Annotated in this window: 15 protein-coding genes and 1 pseudogene; 8 read left to right on the forward strand and 8 right to left on the reverse strand. The window is 67.7% G+C overall.

Going from position 1 to position 15,771, the window contains the following annotated elements; genetic code table 11:
- Positions 1-92: 92 nt before the first annotated feature.
- Positions 93-3,992: a DNA-directed RNA polymerase subunit beta' gene (locus ACWIF2_RS06230; RefSeq protein WP_454358871.1), complete on the forward strand. Its 3,900-nt coding sequence runs from the start codon at positions 93-95 to the stop codon at positions 3,990-3,992.
- Positions 3,993-4,045: 53 nt separating this feature from the next.
- Here the strand turns inward: ACWIF2_RS06230 and ACWIF2_RS06235 are convergent.
- A pseudogene (locus ACWIF2_RS06235) lies at positions 4,046-4,336 on the reverse strand (M48 family metalloprotease); the annotation flags it as partial.
- A gap of 253 nt (positions 4,337-4,589) precedes the next feature.
- Between ACWIF2_RS06235 and ACWIF2_RS06240 the strand changes: the two are divergent.
- From ACWIF2_RS06240 to tuf, 5 genes are all read left to right on the forward strand, one after another.
- Positions 4,590-5,111: a DUF1707 and DUF4190 domain-containing protein gene (locus ACWIF2_RS06240; RefSeq protein WP_454358872.1), complete on the forward strand. Its 522-nt coding sequence runs from the start codon at positions 4,590-4,592 to the stop codon at positions 5,109-5,111.
- Between the two features lie 313 nt (positions 5,112-5,424).
- The gene (gene rpsL / locus ACWIF2_RS06245; RefSeq protein WP_003948652.1) at positions 5,425-5,796 is read left to right on the forward strand and encodes a 30S ribosomal protein S12; all 372 of its coding nucleotides are present in this window, start codon (positions 5,425-5,427) and stop codon (positions 5,794-5,796) included.
- A gap of 2 nt (positions 5,797-5,798) precedes the next feature.
- Positions 5,799-6,269 (forward strand): 30S ribosomal protein S7, encoded by a 471-nt coding sequence (gene rpsG, locus ACWIF2_RS06250; RefSeq protein WP_003992340.1) that lies wholly within the window; start codon positions 5,799-5,801, stop codon positions 6,267-6,269.
- 39 nt (positions 6,270-6,308) lie between these two features.
- Positions 6,309-8,435 carry an elongation factor G gene (gene fusA / locus ACWIF2_RS06255; RefSeq protein WP_184591469.1) on the forward strand — a complete coding sequence of 709 codons (2,127 nt, stop codon included), beginning with the start codon at positions 6,309-6,311 and terminating at the stop codon, positions 8,433-8,435.
- A 156-nt stretch (positions 8,436-8,591) separates the two neighbouring features.
- Positions 8,592-9,785 (forward strand): elongation factor Tu, encoded by a 1,194-nt coding sequence (gene tuf, locus ACWIF2_RS06260; RefSeq protein ID WP_454358873.1) that lies wholly within the window; start codon positions 8,592-8,594, stop codon positions 9,783-9,785.
- Between the two features lie 157 nt (positions 9,786-9,942).
- Here the strand turns inward: tuf and ACWIF2_RS06265 are convergent, their stop codons facing one another.
- From ACWIF2_RS06265 to ACWIF2_RS06280, 4 genes are all read right to left on the reverse strand, one after another.
- On the reverse strand, positions 9,943-10,200 hold the full coding sequence (locus tag ACWIF2_RS06265) for a hypothetical protein (RefSeq protein WP_454358874.1): 258 nt from the start codon (positions 10,198-10,200) through the stop codon (positions 9,943-9,945).
- Positions 10,197-10,544: a hypothetical protein gene (locus ACWIF2_RS06270; protein WP_454358875.1), complete on the reverse strand. Its 348-nt coding sequence runs from the start codon at positions 10,542-10,544 to the stop codon at positions 10,197-10,199. The genes ACWIF2_RS06265 and ACWIF2_RS06270 overlap by 4 nt, the downstream gene beginning before the upstream one ends.
- Positions 10,545-10,630: 86 nt before the next feature.
- Entirely contained in the window at positions 10,631-11,497 is an 867-nt protein-coding gene (locus ACWIF2_RS06275; protein WP_454358885.1) for a helix-turn-helix domain-containing protein, read from the reverse strand.
- Between the two features lie 202 nt (positions 11,498-11,699).
- Positions 11,700-12,155, reverse strand: coding sequence for an ATP-binding protein (locus ACWIF2_RS06280; RefSeq protein ID WP_454358876.1), 456 nt, complete (start codon positions 12,153-12,155; stop codon positions 11,700-11,702).
- A 155-nt stretch (positions 12,156-12,310) separates the two neighbouring features.
- On the opposite strand from ACWIF2_RS06280, the gene ACWIF2_RS06285 reads away from it, so the two are divergent.
- Together ACWIF2_RS06285 and ACWIF2_RS06290 are read left to right on the forward strand one after the other, a co-directional pair.
- A complete protein-coding gene (locus tag ACWIF2_RS06285; protein WP_454358877.1) occupies positions 12,311-13,189 on the forward strand; it encodes a helix-turn-helix domain-containing protein in 879 nt (292 codons plus the stop codon).
- Positions 13,186-13,401, forward strand: a complete 216-nt coding sequence (locus tag ACWIF2_RS06290) for a DUF397 domain-containing protein (RefSeq protein ID WP_454358878.1) — start codon at positions 13,186-13,188, stop codon at positions 13,399-13,401. The genes ACWIF2_RS06285 and ACWIF2_RS06290 overlap by 4 nt, the downstream gene beginning before the upstream one ends.
- Positions 13,402-13,710: 309 nt before the next feature.
- On the opposite strand, the gene ACWIF2_RS06295 is transcribed toward ACWIF2_RS06290, so the two are convergent.
- The 3 genes from ACWIF2_RS06295 to ACWIF2_RS06305 form a co-directional block, all read right to left on the reverse strand.
- The gene (locus ACWIF2_RS06295) at positions 13,711-15,114 is read right to left on the reverse strand and encodes a S41 family peptidase (protein ID WP_454358879.1); all 1,404 of its coding nucleotides are present in this window, start codon (positions 15,112-15,114) and stop codon (positions 13,711-13,713) included.
- Between the two features lie 193 nt (positions 15,115-15,307).
- Entirely contained in the window at positions 15,308-15,460 is a 153-nt protein-coding gene (locus ACWIF2_RS06300) for a hypothetical protein (protein WP_454358880.1), read from the reverse strand.
- 26 nt (positions 15,461-15,486) lie between these two features.
- Positions 15,487-15,699 carry a hypothetical protein gene (locus ACWIF2_RS06305; RefSeq protein WP_454358881.1) on the reverse strand — a complete coding sequence of 71 codons (213 nt, stop codon included), beginning with the start codon at positions 15,697-15,699 and terminating at the stop codon, positions 15,487-15,489.
- Positions 15,700-15,771: the final 72 nt, after the last annotated feature.

A 15,771-nucleotide genomic window follows, 5' to 3' on the forward strand; every position in this document is an offset into this window, starting at 1 on the left:
GGAGTTCGGAGGCCTTCGTCATGAAGGCCTCCGGCCCCAGGACCCCCGTATCAGACCCCATGACTTACAACCCTGAGAGGGATTGACGCATAGTGCTCGACGTCAACTTCTTCGACGAGCTCCGGATCGGTCTGGCTACCGCTGACGACATCCGTCAGTGGAGCCACGGCGAGGTCAAGAAGCCCGAGACCATCAACTACCGCACCCTCAAGCCCGAAAAGGACGGACTCTTCTGCGAGAAGATCTTCGGTCCGACCCGGGACTGGGAGTGCTACTGCGGCAAGTACAAGCGCGTCCGCTTCAAGGGCATCATCTGTGAGCGCTGTGGCGTCGAGGTCACCCGCGCCAAGGTGCGTCGTGAGCGGATGGGCCACATCGAGCTGGCCGCGCCCGTCACGCACATCTGGTACTTCAAGGGCGTCCCGTCGCGTCTGGGCTACCTGCTCGACCTCGCCCCGAAGGACCTGGAGAAGGTCATCTACTTCGCGGCGTACATGATCACGTACGTCGACGAGGAGCGCCGTACGCGCGACCTGCCCTCGCTGGAGGCCCACGTCTCCGTCGAGCGCCAGCAGATCGAGCAGCGCCGCGACGCCGACCTGGAGGCCCGCGCCAAGAAGCTCGAGACCGACCTGGCCGAGCTGGAGGCCGAGGGCGCCAAGGCGGACGTGCGCCGCAAGGTGCGCGAGGGTGCCGAGCGCGAGATGAAGCAGCTGCGTGACCGTGCGCAGCGCGAGATCGACCGTCTCGACGAGGTGTGGAACCGCTTCAAGAACCTCAAGGTCCAGGACCTCGAGGGCGACGAGCTGCTCTACCGCGAGCTGCGTGACCGCTTCGGCACGTACTTCGACGGTTCGATGGGTGCCGCGGCGCTGCAGAAGCGCCTGGAGTCCTTCGACCTCGACGAGGAGGCCGAGAAGCTCCGCGAGATCATCCGTACCGGCAAGGGCCAGAAGAAGACCCGTGCGCTCAAGCGCCTGAAGGTCGTCTCCGCGTTCCTGCAGACCAGCAACAGCCCCAAGGGCATGGTGCTCGACTGCGTGCCGGTCATCCCGCCGGACCTCCGCCCGATGGTGCAGCTGGACGGTGGCCGCTTCGCGACCTCCGACCTGAACGACCTGTACCGCCGTGTGATCAACCGGAACAACCGACTGAAGCGCCTTCTCGACCTCGGTGCGCCCGAGATCATCGTGAACAACGAGAAGCGCATGCTCCAGGAGGCCGTCGACGCGCTGTTCGACAACGGCCGTCGTGGCCGGCCGGTCACCGGTCCCGGTAACCGCCCGCTGAAGTCCCTCAGCGACATGCTGAAGGGTAAGCAGGGCCGCTTCCGTCAGAACCTGCTCGGTAAGCGTGTGGACTACTCCGCGCGTTCCGTGATCGTCGTCGGTCCGCAGCTGAAGCTGCACCAGTGCGGTCTGCCGAAGGCGATGGCGCTGGAGCTCTTCAAGCCGTTCGTGATGAAGCGCCTGGTCGACCTGAACCACGCGCAGAACATCAAGAGCGCCAAGCGCATGGTCGAGCGCGGCCGCACGGTCGTGTACGACGTGCTGGAAGAGGTCATCGCGGAGCACCCGGTTCTGCTGAACCGTGCGCCCACGCTGCACCGCCTCGGCATCCAGGCCTTCGAGCCGCAGCTGGTCGAGGGCAAGGCCATTCAGATCCACCCGCTCGTCTGCACCGCGTTCAACGCGGACTTCGACGGTGACCAGATGGCCGTCCACCTGCCGCTCTCCGCGGAGGCGCAGGCCGAGGCCCGCATCCTGATGCTGTCCTCGAACAACATCCTCAAGCCCGCCGACGGCCGTCCGGTGACGATGCCGACCCAGGACATGGTCCTCGGTCTGTTCTTCCTCACCACCGACGGCGAGATGCGCGACCTCAAGGGCGAGGGCCGTTCCTTCGCCTCGGTCGCCGAGGCGATCATGGCCTTCGACGCGGGCGAGCTGTCGCTCCAGTCGAAGATCGACGTCCGCTTCCCGGTCGGCACCATCCCGCCGCGTGGCTGGATGCCGCCGGCGCGTGAGGAGGGCGAGCCCGAGTGGCAGCAGGGTGACAGCTTCCGGCTGAACACCACCCTGGGCCGTGCGCTCTTCAACGAGCTGCTGCCCGAGGACTACCCGTTCGTCGACTACGAGGTCGGCAAGAAGCAGCTCTCCGAGATCGTCAACGACCTCGCCGAGCGCTACCCCAAGGTCATCGTGGCGGCGACGCTCGACAACCTGAAGGCGTCCGGCTTCTTCTGGGCGACCCGCTCCGGCGTCACCGTGGCCATCTCCGACGTCGTCGTTCCCGAGGCGAAGAAGGAGATCGTCCGCGGCTACGAGGCGCAGGACGAGAAGGTCCAGAAGCAGTACGAGCGCGGTCTGATCACCAAGGACGAGCGCACGCAGGAGCTCATCGCGATCTGGACCAAGGCGACCAACGAGGTCGCCGAGGCGATGAACGACAACTTCCCGAAGACCAACCCGATCTTCATGATGGTGAACTCGGGTGCACGAGGCAACATGATGCAGATGCGTCAGATCGCCGGTATGCGTGGTCTGGTGTCGAACGCGAAGAACGAGACGATCCCGCGTCCGATTAAGGCGTCGTTCCGTGAGGGCCTGTCCGTGCTGGAGTACTTCATCTCCACGCACGGTGCCCGTAAGGGTCTGGCGGACACCGCTCTGCGTACCGCCGACTCGGGTTACCTCACCCGTCGTCTGGTCGACGTCTCCCAGGACGTCATCATCCGCGAGGAGGACTGCGGCACCGAGCGCGGTCTCAAGCTGCGGATCGCCTCGAAGGACGAGGCCGGTGTCCTGCGCAAGGCCGAGGACGTCGAGACCAGCGTCTACGCCCGCATGCTCGCCCAGGACGTCGTCATCGACGGCAAGGTGATCGCGCCGGCCAACGTGGACCTGGGCGACGTGCTCATCGACCAGCTCGTGCACCACGGTGTCGAGGAGGTCAAGACCCGCTCGATCCTGACCTGCGAGTCGCACGTCGGCACCTGCGCCATGTGCTACGGCCGCTCGCTGGCCACCGGCAAGCTGGTCGACATCGGTGAGGCGGTCGGCATCATCGCCGCCCAGTCCATCGGTGAGCCCGGCACCCAGCTGACGATGCGTACCTTCCACACCGGTGGTGTGGCCGGTGACGACATCACCCAGGGTCTGCCGCGTGTCGTCGAGCTCTTCGAGGCCCGTACCCCGAAGGGTGTCGCCCCGATCTCCGAGGCCTCCGGCCGCGTCCGGATCGAGGAGACCGAGAAGACCAAGAAGCTCGTCGTCACCCCGGACGACGGCAGCGACGAGACGGCGTTCCCGATCTCGAAGCGTGCCCGTCTCCTGGTCAGCGAGGGCGAGCACGTCGAGGTGGGCCAGAAGCTCACCGTGGGTGCCACCAACCCGCACGACGTGCTGCGCATCCTGGGCCAGCGTGCCGTCCAGGTCCACCTGGTCGGCGAGGTCCAGAAGGTCTACAACTCGCAGGGTGTGTCGATCCACGACAAGCACATCGAGATCATCATCCGGCAGATGCTCCGCCGCGTGACGATCATCGAGTCCGGCGACGCCGAGCTGCTGCCCGGCGAGCTGGTCGAGCGCTCGAAGTTCGAGACCGAGAACCGTCGTGTGGTCCAGGAGGGCGGTCACCCGGCCTCCGGTCGTCCGCAGCTGATGGGTATCACCAAGGCCTCGCTGGCGACGGAATCCTGGCTGTCGGCCGCCTCCTTCCAGGAGACGACCCGAGTCCTGACGGACGCGGCGATCAACGCCAAGTCCGACAGCCTCATCGGCCTCAAGGAGAACGTCATCATCGGTAAGCTCATCCCGGCCGGTACGGGCCTGTCCCGCTACCGCAACATCCGGGTCGAGCCGACCGAGGAGGCCAAGGCCGCGATGTACTCGGCCGTCGGCTACGACGACATCGACTACTCGCCGTTCGGTACGGGGTCTGGACAGGCCGTGCCGCTGGAGGACTACGACTACGGTCCGTACAACCAGTAAGCGAGTCGCTTGAGTCGAGGGCGGTCACCTTTGGGTGGCCGCCCTTCGGCGTGTCAGCGCCGGCTGTGCACATCGGGGTGCGAGTCGCGCAGCCGCGTGAAGCCGAGCCCCGACGCGTGCTTGTCGGCCCGCAGCTAGGACCGCCGGGTGGCGGTCGCCAGGGCGATCAGGAGGGCCCCGGCCACGCCGGTCACCACGGCGGCCGTACCCGTCGGGAGACGGCCCAGCCGCGTGCACAGCAGGAGCAGCAGCCGCCAGGCCATCCGGGCCGGCAGCGCGTACCAGAGGGACAGCAGCGAGGCCCACGCGTGTCCCCGGGTGTGGTGCCCGAGTTCGTGGGCGAGGCAGCGCCTCGTAGCCGTTGGCGGCGATCGCCGTGACCTTGGTCCAGCCGTGCAGGGCGGCGGCGTTCACATGTGCCGATGCCTGCCCTGTACAGGCGTCGTACTGGCGTCAACGTACTGGAAACGACCATGGAGGAAACGGGCGTGATTCGGCCGCGTGGCTGATGAACGGCGCCTCGTCCCGGGTGCACCGGTGCCGGATGCGTTCCTTCGGCGCATCATGGAAGGACTCAGGCTCCCGGGGAGGTACTCCGTGTCGCAGCCGCCCTATCCGTCCTGGCAGCCCTGGCAGGGCGCCGGCGCACCGTCGATGCTCGCCTCGCACGCCGACCGGGAGCGGGCCGTGGACGTGCTCAGAGCCGGGTACGGCGAGGGGCGGATGGAGCAGGACGAGTTCGAGAAGCGGGTGGCACGGGCGTACGGGGCCCGGACCGTGGGGGAGCTGGCGCTGCTCGTCGCGGACCTGCCGCAGGGGCCCGTGCCGCAATCGGTGGGTGCCGTGCCCGTGCCGCGGACGTTCCTGCCGGTGCCGCGGCCCGCGACGAACGGGAAGGCGGTCGCGGCGGGCGTGTGCGGTCTGCTGTGCGTGCCGACGATGGGGCTGACCGGGATTCCGGCCGTCGTGCTGGGGCACGTGGCGCGGGCCGAGATCCGCAGCCGGGGCGAGCTGGGGGACGGGCTCGCGCTGACCGGGCTGGTGCTCGGATGGTTGTCCACGGCGGGCTGGGCACTCGTCCTGGTGTTGCTGGCGGTGGTGTCCATCGTGGCGGGCTGAACGGCGGGCTGAACGGCCAGCTGGACCGGGGCTGAACGGCCTGGGGTCTTGACATGTTCCGCATAACCATGCGGGCGAGGCCCATTTGTTTTGACCGCAGCGAATGCGATAGGTACGCTCAGACCTTGTGCCTGGGGTGTGCCCTGGCTCTCGTGCGTGCCATCAACCGCATCGCGAGCTGTTACCGGCCACCGCAATCTGCGCTTCTTTCTGCCTCGCGGCGGGAGTCCGCGGGATTCGACACACCCGACCGCGTGGGTCGGCGACGTTCCAGGTTAGCTTCACCATTCGGCACACAGAAACCGGAGAAGTAGTGCCTACGATCCAGCAGCTGGTCCGTAAGGGCCGGCAGGACAAGGTCGAGAAGAACAAGACGCCCGCACTCGAGGGTTCCCCTCAGCGTCGTGGCGTCTGCACGCGTGTGTTCACGACCACCCCGAAGAAGCCGAACTCGGCCCTGCGTAAGGTCGCGCGTGTGCGTCTGACCAGCGGGATCGAGGTCACCGCTTACATTCCGGGTGAGGGACACAACCTGCAGGAGCACTCCATCGTGCTCGTGCGCGGCGGCCGTGTGAAGGACCTGCCGGGTGTTCGCTACAAGATCATCCGCGGCTCGCTCGACACCCAGGGTGTCAAGAACCGCAAGCAGGCCCGCAGCCGCTACGGCGCCAAGAAGGAGAAGTAAGAATGCCTCGTAAGGGCCCCGCCCCGAAGCGCCCGGTCATCATCGACCCGGTCTACGGTTCTCCTCTGGTGACCTCCCTCATCAACAAGGTGCTGCTGAACGGCAAGCGCTCCACCGCCGAGCGCATCGTCTACGGCGCCATGGAGGGTCTGCGTGAGAAGACGGGCAACGACCCGATCATCACGCTGAAGCGCGCGCTGGAAAACATCAAGCCGACCCTCGAGGTCAAGTCCCGCCGTGTCGGTGGTGCGACGTACCAGGTTCCGATCGAGGTCAAGCCCGGTCGTGCCAACACGCTCGCGCTGCGCTGGCTGGTCGGTTACTCCCGCGCCCGTCGCGAGAAGACCATGACCGAGCGTCTGCTCAACGAGCTTCTCGACGCCTCCAACGGCCTTGGTGCCGCTGTGAAGAAGCGCGAGGACACCCACAAGATGGCCGAGTCCAACAAGGCCTTCGCGCACTACCGCTGGTAGTCGCTACCCACATCGAGACCGAGAGAAGACTGAAGCCTTATGGCTACCACTTCACTTGACCTGGCCAAGGTCCGCAACATCGGGATCATGGCCCACATCGACGCGGGCAAGACGACCACCACCGAGCGGATCCTGTTCTACACCGGCGTCTCGTACAAGATCGGTGAGGTCCACGACGGCGCTGCCACCATGGACTGGATGGAGCAGGAGCAGGAGCGTGGCATCACGATCACCTCTGCTGCCACCACCTGTCACTGGCCGCTCGAGGACAACGACTACACCATCAACATCATCGACACCCCGGGTCACGTCGACTTCACCGTCGAGGTGGAGCGCTCCCTGCGTGTGCTCGACGGTGCCGTGACGGTGTTCGACGGTGTCGCCGGTGTCGAGCCGCAGTCCGAGACGGTGTGGCGTCAGGCCGACCGCTACGGCGTGCCCCGCATCTGCTTCGTCAACAAGCTGGACCGTACCGGCGCCGAGTTCCACCGCTGCGTGGACATGATCTCGGACCGCCTGGGCGCCCAGCCGCTGGTCATGCAGCTGCCGATCGGTGCCGAGGCGGACTTCAAGGGCGTCATCGACCTCGTGACGATGAAGGCCCTGGTCTGGTCGGCCGAGGCGACCAAGGGCGAGATGTACGACACCGTCGACATCCCGGACACCCACGCCGAGGCTGCCGAGGAGTACCGCGGCAAGCTGCTCGAGGCCGTCGCCGAGAACGACGAAGAGCTGATGGAGCTGTACCTGGAGGGCACCGAGCCCACCGTGGAGCAGCTCTACGCCGCGATCCGTCGTATCACCATCGCGTCCGGCAAGAGCGACGGCACCACCGTCACCCCCGTCTTCTGCGGCACCGCGTTCAAGAACAAGGGCGTTCAGCCCCTGCTCGACGCGGTCGTGCGCTACCTGCCCACCCCGCTCGACGTCGAGGCCATCGAGGGCCACGACGTCAAGGACCCGGAGCAGGTCATCGCGCGCAAGCCGTCGGAGGACGAGCCCCTCGCCGCGCTGGCGTTCAAGATCATGAGCGACCCGCACCTCGGCAAGCTCACCTTCGTCCGCGTGTACTCCGGCCGCCTGGTGTCCGGCACCGCCGTGCTGAACTCCGTGAAGGGCAAGAAGGAGCGCATCGGCAAGATCTACCGCATGCACGCGAACAAGCGTGAGGAGATCGAGTCGGTGGGCGCCGGCGACATCGTCGCCGTCATGGGCCTCAAGCAGACCACCACCGGTGAGACGCTGAGCGACGACAAGAACCCGGTCATCCTGGAGTCCATGGACTTCCCGGCGCCGGTCATCCAGGTCGCCATCGAGCCCAAGTCGAAGGGTGACCAGGAGAAGCTGGGCGTCGCGATCCAGCGCCTGGCCGAGGAGGACCCGTCCTTCCAGGTCCACACCAACGAGGAGACCGGCCAGACCATCATCGGTGGTATGGGCGAGCTTCACCTCGAGGTGCTGGTCGACCGCATGAAGCGCGAGTTCAAGGTCGAGGCCAACGTCGGCAAGCCGCAGGTCGCCTACCGTGAGACGATCCGCAAGGCCGTCGAGCGCGTCGACTACACGCACAAGAAGCAGACTGGTGGTACCGGCCAGTTCGCCAAGGTGCAGATCGCGATCGAGCCGATCGAGGGCGGCGACGCCGCGTACGAGTTCGTGAACAAGGTCACCGGTGGCCGTATCCCGAAGGAGTACATCCCTTCGGTGGACGCCGGTGCGCAGGAGGCCATGCAGTTCGGCATCCTCGCCGGCTACGAGATGACGGGCGTCCGCGTCACGCTCATCGACGGTGGCTACCACGAGGTCGACTCCTCCGAGCTCGCGTTCAAGATCGCCGGCTCGCAGGCCTTCAAGGAGGCCGCGCGTAAGGCCAGCCCCGTGCTGCTCGAGCCGATGATGGCCGTCGAGGTCACCACGCCCGAGGACTACATGGGTGAGGTCATCGGCGACATCAACTCCCGCCGTGGCCAGATCCAGGCCATGGAGGAGCGGGCCGGTGCCCGCCTCGTGAAGGGCCTGGTGCCCCTCTCGGAGATGTTCGGCTACGTCGGAGACCTCCGCAGCAAGACGTCGGGTCGCGCAAGCTACTCGATGCAGTTCGACTCCTACGCCGAGGTTCCCCGGAACGTCGCCGAGGAGATCATCGCGAAGGCCAAGGGCGAGTAACGCACAGCGTCTACACGCCGTAGGCTTGACTCCGGAGCCTTGAGGGGCATTCCGTCACAATCATGGCGAGAATGCCCCGGGGCCCGGGCTTTCCAGCAAAGATCACCTGGCGCCGATGAGTAAGGCGTACCAGAACCACTCCACAGGAGGACCCCAGTGGCGAAGGCGAAGTTCGAGCGGACTAAGCCGCACGTCAACATCGGCACCATCGGTCACATCGACCACGGTAAGACGACCCTCACGGCCGCCATTACCAAGGTGCTGCACGACGCGTACCCGGACCTGAACGAGGCCTCGGCCTTCGACCAGATCGACAAGGCTCCCGAAGAGCGCCAGCGCGGTATCACCATCTCCATCGCGCACGTCGAGTACCAGACGGAGACGCGTCACTACGCCCACGTCGACTGCCCCGGTCACGCGGACTACATCAAGAACATGATCACGGGTGCGGCGCAGATGGACGGCGCTATCCTCGTGGTCGCCGCGACCGACGGCCCGATGCCGCAGACCAAGGAGCACGTGCTCCTGGCCCGCCAGGTCGGCGTTCCGTACATCGTCGTCGCCCTGAACAAGGCCGACATGGTGGACGACGAGGAGATCCTGGAGCTCGTCGAGCTCGAGGTCCGTGAGCTCCTCTCCGAGTACGAGTTCCCGGGCGACGACGTTCCGGTCGTCAAGGTCTCCGCTCTGAAGGCCCTCGAGGGCGACAAGGAGTGGGGCAACTCGGTCCTGGAGCTCATGAGCGCCGTCGACACCGCGATTCCGGAGCCGGAGCGCGACGTCGACAAGCCGTTCCTGATGCCGATCGAGGACGTCTTCACGATCACCGGTCGCGGTACGGTCGTCACCGGCCGTATCGAGCGTGGTGTCCTCAAGGTCAACGAGACCGTCGACATCATCGGCATCAAGACCGAGAAGACCACCACCACGGTCACCGGCATCGAGATGTTCCGCAAGCTGCTCGACGAGGGCCAGGCCGGTGAGAACGTCGGTCTGCTGCTCCGCGGCATCAAGCGCGAGGACGTCGAGCGCGGCCAGGTCATCATCAAGCCGGGCTCGGTCACCCCGCACACCGAGTTCGAGGCGCAGGCCTACATCCTGTCCAAGGACGAGGGTGGCCGCCACACGCCGTTCTTCAACAACTACCGCCCGCAGTTCTACTTCCGTACGACGGACGTGACCGGCGTGGTGACCCTCCCCGAGGGCACCGAGATGGTCATGCCGGGTGACAACACCGAGATGAAGGTGGAGCTCATCCAGCCCGTCGCCATGGAGGAGGGCCTGAAGTTCGCCATCCGCGAGGGTGGCCGGACCGTGGGCGCCGGCCAGGTCACCAAGATCAACAAGTGAGTCTTCGGACTGGCTTGAGGGTCAACTGACCTGAGTGGCTCGAAGGGGCCCGTACGACTTCGGTCGTGCGGGTCCCTTTGCCGTTGCCCGGAGGGCATCGCGGATGCCGAGTGCGGTGGGTGCCTCAACAGGTCGCCGCGGTCCGGGCGTGGCAGGGTCAGAAGCCCAGGTACGTGATCTGGACGACGTAGATCCGCTCGCTGCGGACGACGACCTGATACGTGAACATGCCGCCGGGGACGATGACGTCGCCGCCCTTCGGATCGACGCTGTCATGGGCCTGCCCGTGGACGTGCAAGGCTTCGGCGGCTCTGACCAGCTCTTCCGCCTTGCTCTCCACCTCGGCGAGGAAGCCGATGGGAGCGGTTCGGGCCGCTTCCTCGGCACCGAAGGCGTACTCCCATTTCCAGCTCACCCGCGGACTGCCTTCATGGCTTCGTCGAGGACGGCGCTCAGTTCACGCAGCGCCTCTTGGGCGATGGCCGGGTCCTCGTGTTCCAGGTTGGTCTTCGCGTGGGCGTAGCGGGTGGACAGGTCGGGCCGTCGGGCGATCTCGATGTCCCGGGCCCAGGCCAGCACCCAGCTCTGCACCGGGCTGAGGGACTGCCATTCGACAGCCTTGGCGAACGCGTCGTCCTTGGTGGCCTGCATCTCTCCTAGACGGGCCGGATCGACGGTGGCGAGAGCCGCGCGCAGGGCGTCGGGAGTCTGCTGAGGGCGGGGAGCCAGCTCATGTCCGTGGTCGGCCTGCGTGCTCATCGTGTCCACCTCCGAGGAGTGCCCCGGCCAGGCTATCCCGCCCGGGTGTCGGCGGAGCGCGGCGATGTGGGCGGCAGATGCTCTCTTCACGCTGCTCCCGGTGGCTCGGTTCGGTCGGACCGGCAATCGCGGCAGTGGCCCGGGGCCGGTGCGCGGAAGGCTCGGTCGCAGGTGTCGCAGGTCTGGAGGGGGTACCGGGCGGGCGGTGGGGGTGCCGTCGGTCGCGCGAAGGGCGGCGGGGGCGGGAGCTGGGCTGTGAGGCGGTGGGCCAGGAAGGCGGCCGGGCGGCGGAGGGGGTCGGGTGGGAGGTCGGTGGTCAGGGCGTGGCGTACGGCGGTGGGGGTGATGTCGCGTTCGAGCCAGGCGGCGACGCCGGGGGCGAGGTGGGCCGTGTCGCACGCCGAGAGCAGGAGGCGGGGGTCCTCGCGGCGGAGGCCGGTGAGGAGGTCCGTGGCCTGCTGGAGGAGGGTGGGGGCGGGGCAGGCCGGCTGCGGTACGGCGGGGAGTGACTTGCCGCCGGACGGCCTCGTCCGTTTGCTCGGTGCCGGTCGCCGGGCCTCTGTACGGCTGTGACCTGGCTGGTTGCAGGAGGTCGTGCGGGTGATGATCCGGCCGTCGGGGACGCGTACGCGCTCGCGGCGCAGGTAGCCGTGGGCTTCCAGCTCCTTCAGGGCGGCGGCGATACGGGTCGTGCCCTCGGGGAAGCGGGCCGCTAGGGACTTGATGTCGATGCGGGCGCCGACGGGGAGCGACTGGGTGTGCGTGCCGAGCCCGATCGCGAGCAGCGACAGCTCCGGGTGCTGGGCGAGGTGGTTGCCGATCACCGTGAAGCGGGTGGTGTGGCGGGTGTTGTCGTGAACCAGGCCGGAGTGGGGGTGCCGCCGGTTCGGGTGCTTCTTTGCGGCAACCCGGGTGTGGGCGTGCGAGGGCACGTTAGGGTTCTGCGTATCCATCAGGAAGTTGATGCCTTCCTCGGTGGTCAGGCCCTCGCACTGGGATTGCCGTCCCGGCGGGGGCCGTCGCATGTCTGCGGTTGTGTTGCGCTGAGCGTAGGGCAGGCAACGGCTCCCGAAGCCAGTCGAGTTGGTGATGTTCACCCGCGCGGGTGAGACGGCCCCGCGAGCGGGAGGAGGGGTGGGGCTTGGTGGGGTTCTTTCACCTAAGTGGTCCTTCTGGGAGGCCGCCCGTGCCGCCGGAGTTCAGGTTCTTGGGTTCCGGTGCCAGGTCGATTTCCGCCCAGACGGTCTTGCGGGGCGGGAGCCCGGGGGTGGTGCCCCAGCGGTCGGCGAGCGCCTCGACGAGGAGCAGACCCCTGCCGGAATCGGACAGCACCGGCAGCCGGTCGTGGCGGGTGTCCGTCACCTCGATGCGGAGGGTGTCGGCAACGACGTAGAGCAGCAGGCGGAAGTCGCGGCCGGGGGCGCGGCCGTGCGTCACCGCGTTGGCCGACAGTTCCGCGACGACTTGCCTCGCCGGGTCCAACGGCAGTCCCCAGGAGCGCAGTTGTTCGATGGCCAGGAGGCGGGCCAGGCGGGCGCCGCGCGGGGTCGGCGACAGCTGGAGGCTGAAGTTGCGGACGGGGGTGGTGAGTTCAGTGGATCGCTGCTTCACGTCACTCAGAGTGGCGGTGCGCGCTTATCGTGAACAGTGACTCAGCGAGTGCGTACGGTGACTGTCCGGAGCTTGTCCGGTGGTGTCCGGGCTGTCGGGGCCGGGCGTACGGGTAGGGCGCTGGGCACGGTCGTACGACGGCGGAAGGGTGCGGGATGACGGCGGTCGAGGCGGACTCGGGGCGGCTCAAGGGCGAGGCGGACGAGCCGGGTTGGGAGGTGGACCCCGACGACGAGTGGGGCGTCGCCGTCATCGCGACCGTCGGACGGCAGCTGAAGCTGCGGCGGGAGGCGGTGGGGATGCGCGCCGGCGAGTTCGGGACGGCCGTGGGATACGGCGAGGACATGGTCTACAAGATCGAGGGTGGGAAGCGGATTCCTCGGCAGGACTATCTGGTCAGGGCGGATGAGGTGCTGGGGGCGGGTGGGCTTGTTGCGGCGGCTTGGGAGGATGTGAAGAGGGTTCGGTATCCCAAGAAGGTGCGCGAGCTTGCCAAGTTGGAGGGGCAGGCCGTTGAGATCGGGGTCTACGAGAGCATCAGCATCAACGGCCTGTTGCAGACGCCGGAGCATGCGCGAGCCCTGTTCGAGTCCTGGCAGCCCGCGTACTCGCCTGAAGAGGTGGAGCGTCTGGTGGGTGCCCGTATGGCCCGGCAGTCCGTGTTCGATCGGTCGCCCGCGCCATCGCTCAGCTTCGTCCAGGAGGAGGCGACGCTGCGACGCCCGGTCGGAGGCACAATGGTCTGGCGTCAGCAGCTTGAGCGTCTGCTGGAGGTGGGGCGGTTGCGCAACGTCAGGCTTCAGGTGATGCCGACGAGCAGCGAGGCCCATCCCGGTCTGAACGGGAGGATCGAGGTGCTGAAATTCGGGGACGGCACTGCGGTGGGCAGGTCCGACGGCGCTTTCACCGGCAGGCCGACCACCGAACCGAAGCACATCCGGGTCCTCGACCTGCGCTATGGCACCATCCGAGCTCAGGCCCTTCCCCCACGGGAGTCGCTGGCCTTCATCGAGCAACTGCTGGGAGAGACATGATCCGCAACGCTGAACCGGCGTGGTTCAAGAGCAGCTACAGCAGTGGCCCTGATGGCGACTCCTGCATCGAGGTCGCGATAGCCCCCCACACCATCCACGTCCGCGATTCGAAGCAGGATCACGGTCCCCGGCTCGCGCTCTCCCTCACCGCCTGGGTGGGATTCGTGTCGGGAGCCGTCGCGCTGGCCCAACTGGAGCCTTCCGGCCACTAGCCTCTCGCAGCCAAAGCCGACCAACGACCCATCCGCGCCACACACCGCTGCCGCCGCCGAACCCACCCGGCGTGCATGCGACAGGCGGCCGCGCCCGTTAACGCCGAGCGGCAACGCATGCAACCGTAGGGGCCGACAGACCTGGCCGCCCGCGTTTCAGGGCCGCTCGCTCGCTTCTCCCACGTGCTTCCGCGGCCCGGGTCAAGGGTCGGGCGAAGGCCGATCGGCGGAGCCGACGCGAAGCGCCCTTGAGGCGGGGCGCGGAAGCACGACACTGGCGAAGAAGCGGGCGGTCCGACAGTGTCGAGGTCAGCGCCCTGCTGAAGCCCGACTCCGCAGCTCAGAGACAGCCCGGTCGAACGCGGAGTCCTTCTTCTCCTCGAACTCCTCCTTCGTGAACACCGGCTCGGAGAGGTGGGGCGGGATGCCGGGGCCGTCGTAGGTCCGGCCCGACCGGTTCAGGAACTCCTCGTTGGGGAGGACCGCGGTCATGCCGTTGGGCAGGTCGCGTTCCAGGACGTCGGAGAAGACGCCCTGGGTGGGCCGGCCGATGCGGACGGTGTGGCCCGGCCGGTCGATCAGGGCCTGGGTGAAGGTCTCGCCGGCGCTGACGGTGGAGCCTGAGGTCAGCACGGCGATGGGCCCGGTGTAGCGGGGCCCGTCCGCCGGTACGACCCGGATCGGCTCGGGCCGGGTGTGCCGGTTCGGGTCGCTCGGATGGTTCCGGGCGCGTTTGGCGTAGGCGACGTAGGGCGTGTCGGTCAGGCGCTCGGCGATCCGAATACCGAGGGCGTCGGAGCCGCCGCCGTTGATGCGCAGGTCGATGATCAGGCCTTTGAGCCGCTGGGTGCGGTCCTTGGTGAGGACGGCGTCCAGGGCCTTGTCGAGTGCGGCGAGGTCGGCGGCGTACGGGGCGTCGTCGGAGGTGTAGCCGGCGAACCCGGAGATACGGAGATAGCCCAGGCCGGCGCGGCCGGGCAGGTCCGCGTAGGTGATACGGCCGTTCGCGAAGTCCTGGCGATAGGGGGCGCCCTTGAGATCGCGCTCGACGACGAACTCCTTGACCTTGGTGTCCAACGCCTCCGTGGGCATCTCGGTGCCCGGGCGGACCTGGGCGAAGACACGGTCCTCGTCCTCGTCCTCGACGGCGACATGGGCGTCGTAGAGAGGCCGCACCATGTCGCTGAAGATCCCGAAGAGCTCCTCGCGGGTGGTGTCCTTGTGCACCTTGGGCCGGTAGCGGTCCCGCACGTCCCGCCAGTCGACGCCCTTCGCGGCGAAGAAGGGGTAGTTCTCGGCGAAGGAGTGCCAGAAGACGTCGAACGAGGTGCGGGGGTCCTTGGGCATGGGGCGGGTGCAGTCGGCGGGCAGTTCCTTGATCCGCCGGAGCGCGCGATGGCCGACGGAACTGTCCGTACCGAGGGTGGCGCGGTCCTTGCCCGGCCCGGGGCGGACGGTCAGTACCGTGCCGTCGCCGGTCGTGTACGCGCCAGTACCGGTACCGGTCCTCCGTGCGGCCTCGCCCTCGATGCAGCTGACGGCCGTCGTCTGGAACTCCTGAAGGGTGTCGCCGTCGAGGGAGAGGACGGTGCCGTAGCCGTCCGTACGCCAGACGCCGTCGATGCCGGGCGGCCTGCCGGGGCCAGCGGTGACGGGCGCCGCCGCTGCCGCTGCGAGGGCCAGGGCGAGGGCGGCGGCTGTGACGGTTCGCATGATCGATTCCCCCGTTGTGTGGTCGTGTACCTCCTACGGTGCCCGGGGGAGCGGGGGCGGGCCATCCGGCGGGCTGGTGGACGGGGGTGGGGACAGCCCCAGGCGGTCCCCACTGACTGAGCCCGGATCCGGTATTGGCCGCCACCGTCAGGTGAGATGCCGGCGTACTTCCGAGAGATGGCGGACATCATTGTCACCGCTTTCGTTTCATGAGGTAAGCGGCGGTGAGGCAGACGACGGCGATGACGGCGAGTACCAGGGCCGTCGTCATCCCACCCGGAAGGCTTCCGCCACGAGCCAGGTACCAGGAGCCCTCGTGCGGGCCCGCGATGCTGAGCTGATGCATGGTTCTCCTCGACTCACGTGGTCAGGTCAGTCACGGCGTCGTCCCGCGACACGGGGGAGCAGAGTCACCAGCAGCACGGCGGCCGTACCGATCGCTGCGACGACCCATCCGCCGTCGTTTCCTCCGGCCACGACGAACAACCCCACGACGATCGCGCATCCCCCCGCCCCGATGGCGCCGACGGCATTACGGCGCATGGCGGAGCGGGAACCGTACACCTCACGATTGAAGCGCGACACTGCCTCTCCCCTCGCAGGACCCGTGGGGCGGGGCGGGGGGGGGGCCCCCCCGGGGGGGGGGGGGGGGGGGGG

The organism is Streptomyces sp. NPDC055506, from assembly GCF_053643595.1.